Annotated in this window: 16 protein-coding genes and 1 pseudogene; 14 read left to right on the top strand and 3 right to left on the bottom strand. The window is 38.7% G+C overall.

Going from position 1 to position 18,572, the window contains the following annotated elements; all coding sequences use genetic code 11:
- Window positions 1-287: 287 nt before the first annotated feature.
- Complete coding sequence (locus ACFIN0_RS07720) at window positions 288-1,376, bottom strand: 2'-deoxycytidine 5'-triphosphate deaminase (protein ID WP_375607382.1); 1,089 nt, start codon at window positions 1,374-1,376, stop codon at window positions 288-290.
- Window positions 1,377-1,654: 278 nt separating this feature from the next.
- On the opposite strand from ACFIN0_RS07720, the gene mutL reads away from it, so the two are divergent.
- Together mutL and ACFIN0_RS07710 are read left to right on the top strand one after the other, a co-directional pair.
- Complete coding sequence (gene mutL, locus ACFIN0_RS07715) at window positions 1,655-3,508, top strand: DNA mismatch repair endonuclease MutL (RefSeq protein WP_375702260.1); 1,854 nt, start codon at window positions 1,655-1,657, stop codon at window positions 3,506-3,508.
- Between the two features lie 109 nt (window positions 3,509-3,617).
- Complete coding sequence (locus tag ACFIN0_RS07710) at window positions 3,618-3,854, top strand: DUF2093 domain-containing protein (protein ID WP_375608064.1); 237 nt, start codon at window positions 3,618-3,620, stop codon at window positions 3,852-3,854.
- Window positions 3,855-3,873: 19 nt separating this feature from the next.
- Here the strand turns inward: ACFIN0_RS07710 and lpxK are convergent, their stop codons facing one another.
- On the bottom strand, window positions 3,874-4,914 hold the full coding sequence (gene lpxK, locus ACFIN0_RS07705) for a tetraacyldisaccharide 4'-kinase (protein WP_375702259.1): 1,041 nt from the start codon (window positions 4,912-4,914) through the stop codon (window positions 3,874-3,876).
- A complete protein-coding gene (waaA, locus tag ACFIN0_RS07700; protein ID WP_375702258.1) occupies window positions 4,904-6,226 on the bottom strand; it encodes a lipid IV(A) 3-deoxy-D-manno-octulosonic acid transferase in 1,323 nt (440 codons plus the stop codon). Before waaA ends, lpxK begins: the two co-directional genes overlap by 11 nt.
- 1,207 nt (window positions 6,227-7,433) lie before the next feature.
- Here waaA and ACFIN0_RS07695 point away from each other — a divergent pair.
- The 12 genes and pseudogenes from ACFIN0_RS07695 to ACFIN0_RS07640 all read left to right on the top strand — a co-directional run.
- Window positions 7,434-8,096, top strand: a complete 663-nt coding sequence (locus ACFIN0_RS07695; protein WP_375610839.1) for a hypothetical protein — start codon at window positions 7,434-7,436, stop codon at window positions 8,094-8,096.
- A gap of 10 nt (window positions 8,097-8,106) precedes the next feature.
- Window positions 8,107-8,763 (top strand): hypothetical protein, encoded by a 657-nt coding sequence (locus tag ACFIN0_RS07690; protein ID WP_375610840.1) that lies wholly within the window; start codon window positions 8,107-8,109, stop codon window positions 8,761-8,763.
- A gap of 41 nt (window positions 8,764-8,804) precedes the next feature.
- Window positions 8,805-9,530 carry a hypothetical protein gene (locus ACFIN0_RS07685; protein WP_375702257.1) on the top strand — a complete coding sequence of 242 codons (726 nt, stop codon included), beginning with the start codon at window positions 8,805-8,807 and terminating at the stop codon, window positions 9,528-9,530.
- Between the two features lie 830 nt (window positions 9,531-10,360).
- A complete protein-coding gene (locus ACFIN0_RS07680) occupies window positions 10,361-10,939 on the top strand; it encodes a class I SAM-dependent methyltransferase (RefSeq protein WP_375686731.1) in 579 nt (192 codons plus the stop codon).
- Window positions 10,940-10,945: 6 nt separating this feature from the next.
- The gene (locus ACFIN0_RS07675; RefSeq protein ID WP_375702256.1) at window positions 10,946-11,536 is read left to right on the top strand and encodes a hypothetical protein; all 591 of its coding nucleotides are present in this window, start codon (window positions 10,946-10,948) and stop codon (window positions 11,534-11,536) included.
- Window positions 11,509-12,162, top strand: a complete 654-nt coding sequence (locus ACFIN0_RS07670) for a hypothetical protein (RefSeq protein WP_375702255.1) — start codon at window positions 11,509-11,511, stop codon at window positions 12,160-12,162. Before ACFIN0_RS07675 ends, ACFIN0_RS07670 begins: the two co-directional genes overlap by 28 nt.
- A 94-nt stretch (window positions 12,163-12,256) precedes the next feature.
- Window positions 12,257-13,330 (top strand): citrate/2-methylcitrate synthase, encoded by a 1,074-nt coding sequence (locus ACFIN0_RS07665; RefSeq protein WP_375702254.1) that lies wholly within the window; start codon window positions 12,257-12,259, stop codon window positions 13,328-13,330.
- A 170-nt stretch (window positions 13,331-13,500) separates the two neighbouring features.
- The gene (locus ACFIN0_RS07660; protein WP_375702253.1) at window positions 13,501-14,118 is read left to right on the top strand and encodes a hypothetical protein; all 618 of its coding nucleotides are present in this window, start codon (window positions 13,501-13,503) and stop codon (window positions 14,116-14,118) included.
- 146 nt (window positions 14,119-14,264) lie between these two features.
- On the top strand, window positions 14,265-14,663 hold the full coding sequence (locus ACFIN0_RS07655; protein ID WP_375615137.1) for a hypothetical protein: 399 nt from the start codon (window positions 14,265-14,267) through the stop codon (window positions 14,661-14,663).
- 1 nt (window position 14,664) lies between these two features.
- On the top strand, window positions 14,665-15,168 hold the full coding sequence (locus ACFIN0_RS07650; protein ID WP_375607526.1) for a hypothetical protein: 504 nt from the start codon (window positions 14,665-14,667) through the stop codon (window positions 15,166-15,168).
- Window positions 15,169-16,119: 951 nt separating this feature from the next.
- A pseudogene (locus ACFIN0_RS07645) lies at window positions 16,120-16,629 on the top strand (DUF3987 domain-containing protein); the annotation flags it as partial.
- Window positions 16,630-17,283: 654 nt separating this feature from the next.
- On the top strand, window positions 17,284-18,572 hold a 1,289-nt coding region (locus ACFIN0_RS07640), incomplete at its 3' end, for a DEAD/DEAH box helicase family protein (RefSeq protein ID WP_375702252.1).

The raw sequence follows: 18,572 nt of genomic DNA, 5'->3' as shown, positions 1-18,572 counted from the left end.
TTTATTATAATAGTAAATATGAATAACATATTGAATATAGTAAATTTCTTTCATTGTAAATTTTGTCATGATGAGATAATCAAAACTATTCTTTTGCACAATCATAAATGGATTTCGTATAGATAGAATCTCTTGAAAAAAGAAATAAAAATGCCTCTCATATCCTCTCAAATACAAAGCCCTAATCTTGGAAAATGCATGGCGCCGGTTTTTTAAAGAACAAAAACTTTTCTTTTATTCACAATATATTTCCTGCGTACATGTTATCAAAATTTGTGGTTTCCAACTCATTTAAAATGCTTAGACAACTTTAAACCCTGTGCTTGATAATGTGATCCAACATCATGTCCATAAAGGGTTGAGGGCCGATTAAGCATATGTTCATAGACCAAACGACCAATCATTTGGCCATGCTCTAAGATAAAAGGAACTTCATGGCTTCGCACTTCTAAAACCGCTCTTGCTCCTTTTCCACCCGCTTCCATATGCCCAAATCCTGGATCAAAAAAGCCTGCATAGTGCACCCTAAACTCACCAACTAAAGGATCAAAAGGAGTCATTTCTGCGGCATAAAGCGGAGGCACATGAACAGACTCTCGTGAAACTAAAATGTAAAACTCATCAGGATCAAGAACTAGCTCTCTGTGATCTCGATCAAAAAGAGGTTCCCAAAAATCTAAAACGTGAGCAACGGCGCGTTTATCAATATCAATAACGCTTGTATGATGTTTACCACGATAACCTATAAGCCCGTTTTCATCTCCCTTTAAATTAATGGAAAGTCCAATACCATCAGCACTAATATTAGGAAGATCTTCCGATATCAGTGTTTCTTGCCTTTGCAAAGTGTGCAACTCAATTTCATTTAAATAACTTTGCCCTTTTCTAAACCGAAGCTGTGATAAATGTGAGCCAGTACGTACCAAAATTGGAAATGTTCGTGGACTAACTTCCAAATAAAGTGGACCATGATAACCAGCACAAATTTTATCAAATTCCTGAGCATTATCCGTAATGACACGTGTAAAAACATCTAACCGCCCCGTAGAACTTTTGGGATTGGCAACAGCAGATAAAAATTCTGGTAAAGCTAAAGTTTCCAAAAGAGGAACAATATAAACACACCCCGTTTCTAAAACGGCTCCGTCTTGTAAATCAAACTCATGCAACTTTAACCGTTCAAGCTTATCCAAAACTTTTGCATCAGAACCCGGCATAAAAGAAGCACGTATACGATAAGCTTTCTCCCCTAAACGAAGATCAAGGCTTGCTGGTTGTATTTGAGATCTATCAAATGGATACTGAGCCTTGAGAAAGTTATTATCAATCAAAGCTTGTATATCACTATCTGCTAAAATACCGCTTATACGCGCCATATATTGCCTTCCCTTTTTACTGTATTTCTTTTTGACCTAGATGATCCGTTGGTGCAAGCCATTTTTAAGGTGATAAAAACTATTTTTTTGTTTTTTCAAACTGATTTGTTAACATAAAATAAAATACTTTGAATAATGAAGAACATTTTGCCTCTCTTTAAAAGTAAACAAGAGGTATTGTAAAAATAATATTTTCATGCTCTCTTATTCTTGAATGTCGCGCAAATGGTGTTATCATAATTTCTTATAAACCCTTAAGATTCCTGTTAGAATTTATTATGATTATACGCCATCTTAGCGAAAATATTATTAATCAAATCGCCGCTGGTGAAGTTATTGAACGACCAGCAAATGTTGTCAAAGAACTTGTTGAAAACGCTATTGATGCTGATGCAACGCGCATTGAAATCATTACAGCAAATGGTGGAAAAAATTTTATCAAAGTTAGTGATAATGGTTGTGGGATTCCTGCAGATCAGTTAACTCTAGCAGTTTCTCGCCATTGTACCTCAAAGATTACCGATGATGTACACAATATCTGCTTCCTTGGGTTTAGAGGAGAAGCCCTCCCCTCTATTGGTTCCGTTGCGAAACTTAAACTCACTTCACGAACAAAAAATGCTGAGAGCGCTGCTGAAATTTCCGTTACTGCAGGAAAAATTGTAGGTCCCAAGCCAGCTGCTGCAAATCCTGGAACAATTGTTGAAGTTCGTGATCTTTTCTTTGTCACACCGGCACGATTAAAATTTATGAAAACTGATCGGGCTGAAACAAGTGCTATTAGCGATATGATTAAGCGAATTGCTATCGCATTTCCACATATCCGCTTTTCTCTTTCAGGACTAGACAGAACATCTATAGAACTGTCTGCTACAGAAAATAATACTCAAGGACAATTACAACGTATTACGCAAATTATGGGAAAAGAATTCGCCCCTAATAGCATTGCGCTGAATGCTGAACGCGAAGCAGTGCGCTTAACGGGTTTTGCTTGTTTGCCATCTTTTAACCGAAATAACAGCCTACATCAATTTGCTTATGTTAATGGGCGTCCCGTGCGTGATAAATTTCTATGGAGTGCACTCCGAGGTGCTTATGCTGATGTCATGCCCCGTGATCGTTATCCTGTCGCTATTCTTTTTATTGATCTCCCACCTGCGGAGGTAGATGTTAATGTCCATCCAGCCAAAGCTGATGTACGATTCCGTGACCCAGGATTAATTCGTGGTTTGATCGTTGGAGCTATTCGTGAAGCATTGCAGCAATCTGGTATTCGTCCGACTTCAACCCGTTCTGAAGCAACGCTAGCTGCATTTCAAATACAACAACCATTGGCACAACAACCATCAGGCAATTTTAAGAACACTCACCAGTTCTCTTCTTATAGCCCACAGCCTCATCATTTTACCAGCGCTTCAATGATTCACAAACCCTTAGATATTACTAGTTCTTTTGGTTTAAAAGAAGATGCTACTCCTATTATGGAGGGCTTAAATATACCAAGTGGAGATGCATACATTCCAAGCACGATACCTTCATCAGAAGAGTTATCTTATCCACTAGGAGCGGCCAGAGCACAAATTCATAAAAACTATATTATCGCCCAAACACAAGATAGTTTGATCATTGTCGATCAGCATGCAGCTCATGAACGATTAGTTTATGAAGCACTCAAAAATGCACTTTATTCCAAACCACTTCCTTCACAGTTATTACTTATTCCTGAAATTGTAGAACTCTCTGAAGAGGATGCAACATGCCTTTTAACGCATAAAGATGCTTTGCAAAAATTTGGATTAGGCATAGAACCATTTGGACCAGGAGCAATTGTTGTGCGTGAAACCCCTTCCATGTTAGGAGAGATGAACGTCCAAGCTCTTATTAAAGATCTTGCAGATGAAGCCGCTGAGTATGATACAACAAACAATTTAAAAGCAATGCTTGATTATGTTGCAGCAACGATGGCCTGTCACGGCTCAATACGGTCAGGGCGCCTTTTACGCCCCGAAGAAATGAACACACTATTACGACAAATGGAGGCAATACCTAATACAAGTACATGTAATCATGGACGCCCTACTTATATTGAACTCAAATTGGCAGATATAGAACGGCTTTTTGGCAGAAAATAAGCTCTTCATCATTTTTACAAGAAAAATATTTTAAAATTAACTCTCGACTTTATAATATATTTTATGGCACTTTTCTTGAATCTCTTGTATCAAGTAAAAAGGAGTTATAATGTTTCCCAATGGTGAACGCGAAGCAAAAATTCATTATTCTAATAACGGATATGACATTATAGAATATGGTACCTATACCATTTGTGCTGTTAGCGGGCAAAAAATCCCTATAGATGATTTAAAATATTGGAATCATCACCGCCAAGAAGCATATGCTAGTTGTGAAATATCCTATCAGCGTGAACTTGAGTGCAACCCATATCTCAAGCAATTATTAAAAACAAAAGAAAAATAACCCCTCGAAAGCTACAAATTTAGCCTTTGCCTTTTAGACAAGAAAATTCAAGGGAACGTTTTCTAAAGCGGGTCATGACCTCTTCAAGGACCATACGACAGAAGTCTTTTTGAACAAAATCGACATTCACATCAAAGACAATAAGATTTTTCAAACCTTTTTGCGTGTGAATTGTCTGTATACGGATATAATCTTTAGCTGTTGTTGCTAGCCATAAATTGTGCATTTTAGCCTTTTGTATAAGGCTTTTTAAATTTTTATCTGTGAAAAAATAGTGGTCTGGATATATGTAAGTTTGCACCACATGACCGGACAATTCTTTAATAGATTTAAAAAATTTATCTGGATTGCCAATACCAGCAAATGCCAAAAATGATTTTCCTGAAACCTCATCAGAGGCACTGGCTTTAAGATGAGCACGATATAAAGGCTTTCCAGTACGCGAAACAAGAAAAGCGACATTATCAGGCGCATCGGAATGACCAATCAATAAAACACTATCCATAAAAGAAAACTGCGTTTTTAATGGTACGCGCAAAGGTCCTGCTGGAAAGACAGCTCCATTACCAAAACCGCGCATCGCATCAACAACGAGTAACGCATAATCCATATAAAGACGGCGACTTTGAAATCCGTCATCCATTAAAATAAGATTACATCCCTCTTGTTTAAGCCGTTGTGCTGCTGCATAACGATTAGGTGATACAGCTATAAAAGCATGACGTGCAAGTAAAAGTGCCTCATCTCCGACACTATATGGAGTATCATATTTCTCATTTACAAGATGTACCCCTTTAACTGATCCACCATAACCACGAGATACAATACCAGGTACGAAACCAAGTTCTTTAGCCACTTTTGTAAAAGCAATAACAACCGGCGTTTTACCCGCACCGCCACATGTAAAATTTCCAATACACAAAACTGGCAGATCAATCACGGGAGGCTGTCTTGTCATAAAACGACTTGAAAAATAACCATACCCCCATGAAACTGGAGCTAACACAAAACGCAAAAAGCTTTTATTTTTCCACCAAAAACGAGGGGCGCTAATATGCATATCTACCCTGACGCTGACGTAAACCTGTTTGTATTACAAGGGGTTGTAAAAATGGATCTAAAATCTTTAATGTGCGCTCAAATGCACCTGCCATACCTGTCGCCACTTCATGAGCCTTATCAACCATTTCTTGCCGCAATGTTTCATTTGTTAAAAGCTTATACACCTGAATAGCAAGCTGTTTTGTATCTTGAACCATATATGCTGCATCATGTGTTAGAAATCGTTTGAACATCTCTTGAAAATTTGAAACATGGGGTCCTGTCAAAATAGCGGAACCAAGCAAAGCCAATTCCAATGGATTGTGTCCACCATTTCCACATAAGGATTTACCAACGAAAGAAACTTTCGATAAGCGAAGAAAAAGTCCCATTTCTCCAATGGTATCTCCCCATAAAATATCGGTATTCATGTTTGGAACAGCATCTCTACTCCTACGAATAAAACTTAACCCCTTATTATCGCATTTTCTGATAAGATCTTCTGAACGTTCAGGATGACGAGGCACAATAATTGTTAATAAATCTGGCAAATAATTTTTAACAATTTTATGGACCTCAAAAGCAATCTCCTCTTCCCCTTCATGCGTTGAAACAGCAGCCCAAACTGGGCGATTGCCGATAGCATTACGATAACGTGCAAGCAATTCTTGATTTTCAACCAGAAAAACATCAGCCTTGAGATTACCAGAAAACGTAACAGATTTTACGCCAAGTGTATGGTAATAAGCTACATCTCTTTCATTTTGACCAATCGCCAAATCAATATCCTTAAAAATATGTTTGGCAAGAACACGTCGTTTTTGCCAAGCTTTAAAAGAACGTTCAGACATATGGGCATTAACCAAAATCTGCGGAATACGCATTTTTGCAAGTTCTTTAATACGAAGAGGCCAAATTTCTGATTCACAAATTAAGACGAGATCAGGCTTCCAATGACGAATAAAACGGCGCACTGCAAAATCTAAATCCAAAGGAGCATATTGATGAATCAACCGATGACCAAAATGTTTTTTTACAAGAGTGGAAGATGTCACCGTCCCAGTTGTCATTAATACATTGATTCCTAATGATAAAATATAATCAATAAGTGGAACAAGCGCAAGTGTTTCTCCAACACTTGCTGCATGCAACCAAACTAACGAACCTTGGGGACGGGCATGAGAACTTTTGCCTAAACGCTCTTTTTTGCGACACCACTCTTCTTTTCCACGGATAGAACGAAAAAATAAATAAAAAGGAATAACAGGACATAAGCAAAAACCAATTATTCGATAGGTTAAAAGAGCCGCATGTGCCTTTAATTCTACCATTTAAAATCACCTCATCCAGCTATTTTAAGATATCTATATACTTATTTTGTTAAAAAACTCATCAACACTATTGGGTGCATCAATTATTTTAAATACCATACATATCTTGGATAAAAAACGCTTCCGCCATGAGAAAACTCAATACACAAAGAAAAAAGAAACGTAATTTTATCCCACGTTTTTTCAAAAATCTTCCTATAAGAATAACATATACACATTATTTGAATTCCCTTTAATGAAGTTTTTTCAATTATATCGATTTATCATTTCAATTTGCACCCTATAAAAAATTTACTCAAAAATAACAAAACTACAATTCAGTTGATTATAATTTTGAAAATATAAATGATAAACCTATGACATAGATTGTATCAATTTTTTCAACTCACTGAATAAATACTTCTTATGATTTTAGTGAGACTTTGAATTTTGCACGTTGGTATTTTAGAGAAAAAGCTTATTTTTACATATGTTAGGTATTGTTAATTTTTCAAAAAATAGCCCATATAGACATTACAACCTAATATAAATACAACAAATAAAATGTGTTTAAAAGGAAGCTCAATCTCTATTATTTCATTTCAATAAAATGAATATGTCAAACTAATCTTAAAAAACTTTTGAATAGTATAGAGTCTTCATTTTAAATTGTGATATAATCTCTTAAAGGTAATCTAGAAAAATCTAATCTCGTTTAATAGAGAATTTCTTAAAAGTCTTAAAGCAATTTAAATAAGAATTTTCAAAATTTTAAATCCTCTCTTTTCAGGAGGTCGTATGATATATTATTCCTTTTAAGATTGTATATCATCAACACAAAATGATTAACTTATAGATTGTAGTTTTAAATGAGTACTCAAGAAACCCTTATGAGGTAAGTTAACTTCATAAATCTATCCAGTTTCTCTAAGTTTCTAACGACTTTCATGGTTTCTAAGCTTATAGTAATAACTCGTTGAAAAAGTTCCAATAGATAAATAACGAGTGCTAATAATCTCAACAGAGTAGTAATTGGTATCATTAATAATGCTACTCTTTTTATTAATCTTAACGCATTAGTGTCTCATACCTCATTCAAAAGCAGAGTGACTATTCACAATATAATCATAAACTTCGAGTGATAGCTGTCATGATAATATTGCTGTTGTAAATAGGTTGATAGAAACTGTCTTGCATTTTTATTAAGCGTAAAGATGGTGGTGCAATAATGGATTTATACCTTGCGCGATTAGAAGAAATGGGAGTGATATCGACTGATCAAAACTACTGTGGACCACGGCGTTCGCGGCCTTTTGACCGGCATCGCAGCGGATTTGTTTTAGCGGAGGGCGTAGGTCTGTTCGTTATTGAAAAATTATCTAACGTACTGGCGCGGCAGCGTGAGCCATTGGCCTATTTATTGGGTTACGGCGGTGCACTTTGCGCACAGCATATTGTAGCGCCGCATAAAGATGATCTCGAAATGCAACTGTCGATGGAGCGGGACATCGAATATGCGGATGTTGACCGTACCACTATTGATTTTGTGAATACACATGGGACATCGACAGTACAAAATGATCAGCACGAAGCCAGTGCAATCAGAACGGTTTTTGGCGCGCACAACCCGGCGATTGTGGCGACAAAATCTTGGCACGGGCATCTGATTGCTGCTGCCGGTGCGATGGAAATTTTGGGTGTACTGGTTTCTTTTCGGAACAATGTTTTGCCCAAAATTTTGAATTGTGATGAAATCGATCCTCAATTGCCTGCTGGCATTGCGCTTGTGAGGGAGCATCAGTACCGACCGCTTAAATACGCATTGAAAAACTCTTTTGGCATGGGTGGTGGCGCAAGCAGCTTGGTTTTAGGGAATCCACAATATCTGTAAGGGACACCTCATGCTAACAATATATTCTTTATTAGAAAGAAACTGGCAAGTGATTTGTCATCACAGTCATTATTCGGCAGAGGGTGTCACCATGATGACAAAAGGGTGTGCAGATACCGTAGTTAGATATTTTCGTGATCGCCCGCAAAAGGAGAAAAATAAGTTGTTTGTTTTTGTTATTAGAAATAATTTCGAAGGTCTAATCAGCTATTTTGTTGCGTCTGTGCTAAAATTGAAAGCTTGGATCGTCAGTATTCATGATTTAGACATTGTTGATATGCTGGTTGATGCCAATTGCATTGCGGCTGTTGTAATAAGCCATGAAGTTAGGAATATTAGTATCATCAGTCACCGGATTAATATCGCGTTTGATCACTGTTTTTCAACTGTGAACGAAAATCTGGCTGATTTTACAGCATATCCGTGCGCGCATTTCTATTTTTGTACCTCCAGAACAACCAGTAAGCCCAAGTTGATTCAATATCATGAAAATATTCTGATTGAGAATGCCCTCGCGGTGAGCCAATCTCTTGGACTAAGTAATGAAGATTGCTCATTGTGTTATTTCCCCGTGCAGTATATGTATGGTCTCTCTACTATGCTATGTGCCTTCTTATTGGATAGCAAACTGGTATTTGAAAAATTTCAAATAAGTAATTTCAAATAAGTAATATTGGTGAACTCGTTTCGCACTATAGCATTACCAACTTGCCTTTAATCGGTGACTGGATGCTGGCAGTAAGCGACATTTTTACCAAAAGCCGAATCCATGTGCAAAATATCTTGAATGCATCCGACCGTTTGCTCACCGTACAAGCATCGGGTATCCTCTCATCATGTACGACGTTATGGAATAACTTCGGTCAGACCGAATCCGGACCGCGCTTGTTTAATAATAAGATCTGCTCGCTACGCGATATTGAAAGAACCAGTAAATATGGCGTTGTAGCGCCGGGTAAGGCTTTGGTGAGTGATATAAAAATTGATTTGCGCCCCATTGATCGGGCGGATTCTTCTGATTCAGTGCGCCGTATGTTTTATAAAACGCCTTTCGCGTGTGATGGTTATGTTGATAGTTCCTTGAAATTAAAGCCGCGTGATGAATGGTTTGATTCCGGCGACCTGTTTGTTAAAGATGAATCCGAATGCTATTACTGGATAGCCAGAGCCGTTAATGAGTTTAAACACAATGGTAAGTTTATCTCAGTTCAACTGATTTCAAATGACATTATTAAGTGTGCTGGATGTTTAAGACATTACTTTTCAAAAGCACAGAACGGAGATCTTTATCTCAACCTTGATATGTCGGCAAATAGTGAGCAGGTTAAAGCCATTACTAAACTATTGACTGATAAATGGTATCAGTATGCATTTAAAGTAAATATCAGAAAAGTTGCCACGACAAATACAGGGAAAATAAAATGTACCATGTAGATAAAGCTCATGATATGAGCAGAGTGTATGTTAATCGTCGTGCAAACAATTATCTGTGCATTGTGAGCCATTCTTTTTATACCTATTTTTTAGCTATTGATAGGCTTCATCGTTATTTGCCTGTATCGACGAGACGTACATCGAGAATGATATTGCAACGTGAAATGGCGAAGGTGCTTTTTGTCGATATATTTAAACGGATTTTGCCAGATGTAAAGATGTCACACAGTTCTGTGAGCCATGGACGGAGTAAAAGTATTATGTTGCTTAATAATGATCCGCGGATTCAGTCTGTCGGGGTTGATATCGAATTTATTGAGGAAAAAAAACTACCGAGACCATTTATGCTAGATTACTGTGAAAAATGCGCGGACTTTCCAGCAGGGCAGGTGCTGGATAATCGGCTATGCACCACAATATTTAGCTGCATGGAGAGCTTGTATAAGGCATTATGCGCCATCTCGGCGTGCACTTTTGATATAAATGATTATTTTTTAGTTGAATATGACAGGACGCGATGTGTTTTTAGGTACGTTGGGAATATATTTGCGTTTAAAGGGATGACGTTTATTTGTAACTGCTATTATCTTTGTCAATCTGTGATAACCGTTGTTTTGTTGGATGCATATTTGCAATCAATTATTTTAGATGACCTCTTATATGAGGACGTAACCGTTTCTATACCCAGTTAGTTTTTAACGAGTTTATGGCAATGCCATAACTAGCTTCATTTAGAGGAATATGTGATGAATGATTTATTGGTAAATATCACCCCTAAGCACTATGAAAGGTATGCTACTGAAGGTACATCATCGTGGAATGCGTATTTGATGGAAAGAATTCTGGAAGAAGCATCTGGTGTTACTTCTGCGAAGAAAAAAATTCTCGATATTGGCATGGGAACTGGCCACATGCTTTTCAAGCTTTACCGCTCCCAAAAACTCACAGATTATTCCTTTTACGGGGTTGATATCGATCCCCGTATGGTTCAGTTTTGTGTTAAAAAATGTACCGAGTTAAAATACCAGCATGCATTCAACATTATTGAAGCCAGTGTCAGCAATTTACCGTTTCCCGATAACTCCTTTTCAATGATTTATGCACGTTCCGTAATTCATCACTGGGCTGAACCTAAAAAAGGATTACAGGAATTGTGCCGTGTTTTAGACCGCGGCGGTCGTATTATCATCCATGACCCCCTAGCTGATGCAGAAGAAACAGCACTGGGTATTTTTAACCAATCACGTCGTGAATGCGGTGTGGCAGCTATGTCCACAGAAGAAAAATTTACATTATCCGGTATCACCAATCTTTTATATGGCTGCGATCTTAGTGAGATGAGCTGGACAGTGAGACGTGGAGAAGGTCTAGCAGCTCTGGGTTGTGCAATTTTCATTAAAAAGGTCTGAGTTATCATGGATTATTTCTGTGCTGAAATGTATGCAAAAATGCAACCACGTATAACGGCAATAACTGGCTGCCATGCACTCGATTACATTGCTTTCCGCGATTCGGTTAGGATAAGTACACGCGTTTATTCGACCACTGGTGATAGTGGTTCTTTGACTCAAGTGGACTCTGCGGGTGAACACTTACCAATGCTGATTAGTGCTACAAGCGGCATCACTGGGGCGATGAAAATGGCCAACGTTCGTTTAAAATTCTGTAAGGAAGGGATCAGCTCATCAGAGCGCAATTTAATTCGTAACCTGCGCGCGCGGCAGGTTTTTTCCCCAGGGGATATTGTTGGCAACCTGTTTACGATTAATCTTTTTTCATCTTTACACTACTTGGCGTGTGAAATTTTAAAAAATTGCCGTGCACATGTTGTGCCGGTTGGCGATATTGCTCTGCTGCTGAAGAGTCATTTCGAGTTTCTGGCTAAAATACGGCTCTCGGTACTGTTTGGTGTGCCCAGCACCATCGTTCAGTTCGTTGAAGCCATGCTCAGCCTTGGGGTTCCACTGGCAATTAAAAAGTGGTCTTTACCGGTGAATCGATGCTGAGCGTGCATGAAAACTATCTGCGCGAGATGCTGGGCGCCGATCTGCGGATAATTGGTTTATATGGTTTGTCGGAGTGCGGTTTCATTGGTATGTCCGCCGAAGGGCGGCTTAATCGGTACCAGCTCTTCAGCGATGATTTCTTCTTTGAATATGAAGATAAGAGAGGGCTGCTAGTGACATCACTGGATCCCGATGCCTCGCGCAAACTTATCAGATATTCCGTGGGCGATATAGGCACATTATCCGTTGAAAATGGTGACCTCTATTTTGAAGGTATTAAACGCAATGCCATTGATTTTAATTTCATGGGAAATTTGATTAGCCATGAAAAAATATTCAAAATTATTAATCGACGGTTGCCCGATGTAATTGTTCAAATTGTATTGTCTTTATCCGCGGATAGACAAGAGATTATGGATATTAAAATCTGCTGCGAAGTATTTCACGACCTTGATTTGTCCGAACTAACTGAGGAAATCTATCATTTGCCGGATATTTATGAAGCCTATATGAAAAAGCGCGGGCGTATTAATCTCACCCTCGTCGAATATAGCGATTTGCTTTTCTCATCCAGAGGGAAATGCCTGCTAGTTTATGACGCAAGGGAGTCCTGTAATGCAACTTGATAATTTGTGTAATGAAATTGTATCAGGGAATTCGCATACGATAAATGTCAACATCAGGTTTTATAGCGTGTCACCGGAGCAGCAGGAGTAAATCATGTCAGATGATGTTATTGATAATTATGATTTAGATAATAACGCATTGTTTATTCGTGGATGTAATTTGATTGATATTGCCGATGAAAACCGTTATTTGCAGAACGCATGGTTTGTACTGACCGGCAACCTTTTTAATGAAGAACAGATGGATCTGCTGATTCAGAATACTAACGCCGAACTGCAAAAGACGGATCCTACAGCCAAACTGCAAGCGATGCATCAACTGATCAATGTATTGCCATCTTTGAGTTTAACGCAGCGATTTATGATGTTATTATCGCAAGTTGAGGTTTCGGCGGCTCAGGGTAAGGTCATGGCTCTCGTAAGCGACGGTGGTTGTCTTAAAATTATCTTGCTGATGCCATGGATTATTGCATTGGCGTGCTCTTCCCAACAGTTTTCCGATTTGCCGGCGATCGAAAATTGCAATACCTTGGAGCTTGCTTTTTGGTTAAGATTAACTAGCAAGGAAGCTTCTTCCGACTGGGATATTGATATGCTTTGCGGGTGCATGTCTCTACTGCTGGGCGGGTTTGGTATTGTGACACCCACAACCACCATGGTAAGATTTATTGCCAGTATCAAGAGCGACGTCATTTCTGCACTAATCGGTGGGTTTTGTGCCATTGTCCCCGGGCATATGGGAGCCTGCAAATATGCTACCATGCGACTTTCTGGTATCCTCCATGAGATTGAAGCCGGGAATCTTAAGGCGGCAGTAACGCATTGTTGCAAAGACAAACCCTGGCCAAGGTTTGGTCACCCGATTATGCAATGGGATGTCCGGGTTTATTTCTTTTTTTCACGCTTTCAGGTGCCTATGTGCCCCTTCAGTTCGCTTGTGCGCTCTATTTCGGACAATACAGGACTGCAACCCAATGTCGATTTTCTAATTGCAAGCATCATGAGCAAACATCGGGCTTCTCCTGAGTTGGGATTGTTGGCTTTTTTCGTTTGTCGTATGCCGATACTTCTCGCGCACTATCAAGCGCGGTTTAGCGCTCATTCCTTCGGTTTATCATCAAAGGATTTAAGAAAAAAATATAAAAAGGTCCCCAAATTATGGCTATAAAGCATCGCACCGAGCCAAATTTCTTGGGTATATGTCAGAGTATCACCTTAACCACACCGATGCGTGCTTGCGGGCAAATCGATATTTCTCACTGGGAGTTAGCCCATAACTATTTGAAACAGGGCTTGTTACTCTAAGCCTTGCATCAGTTTTCAGTTCGATTCGCCACCATGGAGGCTAAAAACTCGGATCTCACTTATCGCTATCTCCCTGTTATGGTTGAACAGTTTTTCTCTACCACCCATTTTTATAGCGATCGATTATGCGTTGAAGGACATATTGAACGCATTAATGAGGCCTACCGTATTCACTGTAAGGCTAGCACATATGACAATGGAAAGGCCGTTTTTGCGCAGGTAATCATCATGGTCAGTAAAGTCTACTTCCTTGGCTCGTGTTCTCAGAAAGTCGCTCTTCCATTACTAGGCGATTTATGTAAGATTTCCTCCATAACCGGAGATTCTTGTACTTTTTCCTTTAATGCGCATCACCCGCTTTTTGAGGAACATTTCCCCTCCCGCGCCGTATGTCCTGGTTCACTATTGATTGAGATGGTTCTGGCTTTAGCCACGCAGGATAGGACGAAAAATATCGCATCTGTTGCGCTGAAAAAAGTAAAGTTCATTGAAGCAGTTTATCCGGGAGATACCTATCAGTTGACCATTAAACAGGATACAGAGTGTGAACCGGGTGGCGTTTTTTATATTCATACGGAAACTAAAAAACGAAGCACTTGCGGTAAGTTTTCTATCAAATATAAAAAGGAGGATGCACCATGTTTAACATAATAATCTCTTTTATTCCGTGGAGTATTTACTCCTGGGTTATCAATGGAAACGTTTTAACTCTGGTCGAACGCTCTCTCATCTTAACTGTGATTTTATTGTTCATTATTGCTGTGAATATTAAAATTATCCGACAGGGAGAACCCGTGATGATTACTAACATTCTGACATTTATTGTCCTGTTTGTTAATTATTTCGCTGGATGGTCTACACTTTTACTGAACTACCCCACAGTTTTTTGCTATCTGTCACTTGCTCTGGTTTCATTGATTAGCTTGCTGGTAAAGAAACCCTTTACCATTTTTTATGCCAGTGCTAGTGTTTCTGAAGAAAAACGCAAACATATCCTATTTTATCTCATCAATAAATATATTACATGTATTTGGGTAATCATCTTTTTTGCCAATGGTCTTCTAGTGGCTTTTTTTACATGGACCCCCCAGATTTGGTTAATCACTATGGGTTTAATTTGTGCTGGTATTCTTTTTTCTAAATATCTTCCTAACATCATGCAATATTTTTATCGCATCAAACATCATGGAGCATAATATGTCATTGTTTAACATTCTGACCGGAACCCCTTTATGGGCTTGGATTTTGCTTATTTTTCTCATCGCGAGGGGAATAATCGCATTGAAAGATAGGGAAACGAAGGTTTACCGCCTTTTTCTCTTGCCGTTAGTCTTTCTTTTTTTGGGCGCAAGCGATGTGATTAACCAGCTGGCCTTCCCGCGCTGGGGAGCAGTCTCAATGTTGGCAGGGCTGATGATCGGCTTTGGCGTTGGATGGTTGCTCTGGCGTGCTACTGCGCGTTTAAAAATCAAAGAGGGAACGGATTTCATTATTCTGCCTGGTACGCCGTTGACGCTGACATTTATTCTTATCGCTTTTGTCATCAAATTCACATTGATTGTTTTTCTCAAGGTTGTACCTGATTTGAAATATGCATTTGATTTTAACCTTCTTTTTGGTCTTTTAAGTGGGTTTACTGGTGGTGTGTTGTGGGGCGGCACATTAAATTTATATATAGCATTTCGAAAGAATCCAAATTAATCCCTATACCATTAGCTGTGGGTGCTTCCCATTAGAACTATCTCAATAGAAGCTTATTCCTAACAACAACGCTGCATACAAATGCAGCGTTGCCTCGTAGTTTCAGATTTTTTTATCCCAGCGCGTGAATAGGTGAGGGAAGTGATATATCTGACTATGCCCCTTGGGGGAAGAGCGAGCCTAAAGGTTTAGAATGCTATGAGTTTGAGCTATCTGGACTTTGAGCAGATGGTTTATCGCTCATGGGAAATCATTTTGTTTTACGATTCAAAAAGAGGATAGTGATGGTCTCATTGGCGTAGGTGGGCAAGAAAACTGTTAGCTTGGCAATGCGTCAACAATTTGTAGAACTATGTTGTGGAACCCCTACGCAAAGCGGTTGCTATGATGGCATGATGCTTTTGTCAAGCATTATGATATGGTAGGAACCGGTGTTTAAGGGTGCAACTGCGGTCACTGTACGATCCAGTAGCATTACGTCTGAGTATTTAGGAGCGGTAGACTCTGTACAGGCTACGCGTACGATATGTGAAGCACGCTTGTGGGAATTAGTGTGCCATTATTACGTTGTGCATGCAACCCTCTAGCTAGTACTTCATTGGTAAGGTTGTTTTTTGAAGCTGATTAATTATCTGTGTGTTTTTTAAGAGAACGTTAGCACTGATGTATCGCGTGCCGTACCAAGAAATCTTCCAAAAAATTTTATTAAAAATACTAAAAATATATGTGCAAGATGAACAAATGCTTGCTGAGGATATAGTATCAACGACTGTAGCTGCTTAAGGGCACATAATCTTGGGGGGCATAATGTTGTACAAAAAATCATGAAGTCCAAAAAACTCGTAAAGGTGCATTGCACTTCTCCTTTGAGAATTTGGCATCTCCTTTTAGCTTAATACGTTCTCATTATGATATAAACCCCTTAGTTCTCCTGAATACCCGTTTGTCACGCGTTTTTCTGCTGATGCTCAAGAGATCTTTCGTGAGTGGATGCAAAAGATTTTTAAAAAAGCTAAAGAGAATAACCTTTCTGAAAGCTTACAAGCGCATCTTTTAAAAATGCCAAAGACCATAGCAAGCCTTGCGTTGATTTTTGAATTAACCGAAGGGGGACGTTTTGAAATCAATAAAGATGCCCTTCAAACAGCCTTGCGATGGGAAAAATATCTGTTAAGTCATGCCAAACGTCTTTATGCGGCGGGGGATACAGTAACAGCAGAGCGTGCAAAATTGATTGTTGAACGCTGTGATCATTTACCCGATGTTTTTACTTTACGCGATATTCATCAAAGAAATTGGACTTCTTTAAAAGATAATCAAAGCGTTAAACAAGCTATAGAGCTTTTATGCCATTGTAACTATATTCGTGAAATCTCTGGAGATAATACCCCTAAAAGCGGTCGACCTACCATACGTTATGAATGGCACCCTTTCGTTAAAAACAACAGCATCAAACAATGAAGTCATTGTAATCTTTTGTTATCCTTAAAACGTTCAAAGATCTTATTGTACCAACAGAGGATTTACGAATTATCTTTGAGGGTTTTTGTTTTATAATTTTTTAAAGAAGAGACATAAAGAGGTCCTTTTAAACCTTGTGTCTAAAGATATCCGAAACACAACCTCTATAGGTTTTGACGGGGTTTTGGGTTTTGACGGTTGCCCCTTTTAGATAAAAAAACGATAAAAATTAAAAACATTATTTTTCAATGTGTTAATATTTTATAGATCTTAAAAAAACAACCAATATTAATAACACAACCTCTAAATTCAATCAATAATATACATTTTGTAGGGATTTTGACGATTTTTACACCTTCAAAACCTATCTATAAATTCATCAAAATACTCATTCTGATATTTTAAAGAACCTAGTTCATTTATCTTGATTAACCCGTGAAATGAATAGCAAATTTTACTATTCTGCTGATCTTACGCTGTGTCATGGACTGTTGATAAGCAGCCTTTATGAAATTTATTTGAAAAAATATCGGCTTTTTTAGCAGTTTTTTCCCATTTTTATCGTTATTTGCTTTAAATGCATTTTATTTAATTCGTTTTGATTCTTTTGATGATTATTGATCATATCATAAGGCAAGGGATTTTTATTACAATATGCTGCAATCTGTTAACTCTGATAATAAACACGTCACTTTACGCTCTCTGTTGGAATATTATCGTCAACAAGCTAAATCACTTCGTGAATTAGGAACATGGTTTGAAAACCTTGTCATGGCTTATTTGACAAAAGACCCTCTTCATTATGGACGCTACGAAAAAGTTCAAACCTATTATGAATGGGCGCAAGAGCATGAAGGTTGGAATAAAAATGATATCGGCATTGATCTGGTTGCTAAGCTTCGTCATCAAGAGGGCTATGTCGCTATTCAGTGTAAATGTTATAAAGCAGATCATCAGATCAGTAAAAAGGATATTGATAGCTTTATCGCTGCCTCTGGAAAAGACATCTTTAAATATCGTCTTCTCGTTGACAGCACGGAAGTGGAATTAAGTGACAATGTGAATGCTATGATTAAAGGACAAGCGATACCCGTTTATCGTATTGACCTTCGTCATATGGAAAACAGTCGGATAGATTGGCAAATCTATGCAACCAAAAAAGAAGTTCTTCTTAAGTCAACAAAAGAACCTCGTCCCCATCAAGAAGAAGCCATCAAGAAAGTCTGTGAAGGTTTAAAAGAAGCAGATCGTGGCAAGCTGATTATGGCATGTGGTACGGGGAAGACTTTCACCAGTTTGAAGATAGCAGAAACCCTTGCTGGGAAAGGCAAGCGTGTTTTGTTTCTGGTACCTTCTCTGGCTTTAGTCTCGCAAACAATCCGTGAATGGACAGCCGATGCACAAGTCCCGTTGCGTTCCTTTGCCGTGTGTTCTGATACGAAAGTAGGCAAGCGCCGTAAAAATCAAGATGATATTGTTGGCATGGAAACATCAGATCTTGTTCTCCCTGCTACCACGGATGCACAAGCCCTTGCTAAAGAAGCTTGTGAATCCCTAGCAGATGCAATGACCGTGGTCTTTTCAACTTATCATTCTATCCAAGTGATTTCGGATGCACAAAAAGAGCATGGTTTACCCGAATTTGATCTGATCATCTGTGATGAAGCCCATAGAACAACTGGGGCTTCATTGGGAAGTGAAGACAATGAATCTGAATTTATCAAGGTTCACGATAACAGCATCATTCGGGGCAAAAAACGTCTGTATATGACAGCAACGCCGCGTATCTTTAGTGACACTGCTAAAAGGCGAGCGGATGAGATCAATGCTGTTTTGGCATCTATGGACGATGAAACCCTTTATGGCAAACAACTTCATCATTATACCTTCGCGGAAGCTGTCGATAATGAACTGTTAACTCCTTACAAGATTGTGGTCTTGGG

Source organism: Bartonella sp. AA89HNZF (assembly GCF_042196905.1).
In the GTDB taxonomy this organism is placed as follows: domain Bacteria; phylum Pseudomonadota; class Alphaproteobacteria; order Rhizobiales; family Rhizobiaceae; genus Bartonella.
The sequence above is the reverse complement of the archived record's forward strand: the minus strand, read 5'-3'. Positions and strand labels throughout refer to the sequence as shown.

Coding starts and splice junctions, on each gene's coding strand:
- mutL (WP_375702260.1), top strand. CDS start 1,655: ATGATTATACGCCATCTTAGCGAAAATATTATTAATCAAATCGCCGCT.
- ACFIN0_RS07695 (WP_375610839.1), top strand. CDS start 7,434: ATGGATTTATACCTTGCGCGATTAGAAGAAATGGGAGTGATATCGACT.
- ACFIN0_RS07655 (WP_375615137.1), top strand. CDS start 14,265: ATGATTACTAACATTCTGACATTTATTGTCCTGTTTGTTAATTATTTC.
- waaA (WP_375702258.1), bottom strand. CDS start 6,226: ATGGTAGAATTAAAGGCACATGCGGCTCTTTTAACCTATCGAATAATT.
- ACFIN0_RS07710 (WP_375608064.1), top strand. CDS start 3,618: ATGTTTCCCAATGGTGAACGCGAAGCAAAAATTCATTATTCTAATAAC.
- ACFIN0_RS07650 (WP_375607526.1), top strand. CDS start 14,665: ATGTCATTGTTTAACATTCTGACCGGAACCCCTTTATGGGCTTGGATT.
- ACFIN0_RS07720 (WP_375607382.1), bottom strand. CDS start 1,376: ATGGCGCGTATAAGCGGTATTTTAGCAGATAGTGATATACAAGCTTTG.
- ACFIN0_RS07660 (WP_375702253.1), top strand. CDS start 13,501: ATGGAGGCTAAAAACTCGGATCTCACTTATCGCTATCTCCCTGTTATG.
- ACFIN0_RS07690 (WP_375610840.1), top strand. CDS start 8,107: ATGCTAACAATATATTCTTTATTAGAAAGAAACTGGCAAGTGATTTGT.
- ACFIN0_RS07675 (WP_375702256.1), top strand. CDS start 10,946: ATGGATTATTTCTGTGCTGAAATGTATGCAAAAATGCAACCACGTATA.
- ACFIN0_RS07665 (WP_375702254.1), top strand. CDS start 12,257: ATGTCAGATGATGTTATTGATAATTATGATTTAGATAATAACGCATTG.
- ACFIN0_RS07680 (WP_375686731.1), top strand. CDS start 10,361: ATGGAAAGAATTCTGGAAGAAGCATCTGGTGTTACTTCTGCGAAGAAA.
- lpxK (WP_375702259.1), bottom strand. CDS start 4,914: ATGCATATTAGCGCCCCTCGTTTTTGGTGGAAAAATAAAAGCTTTTTG.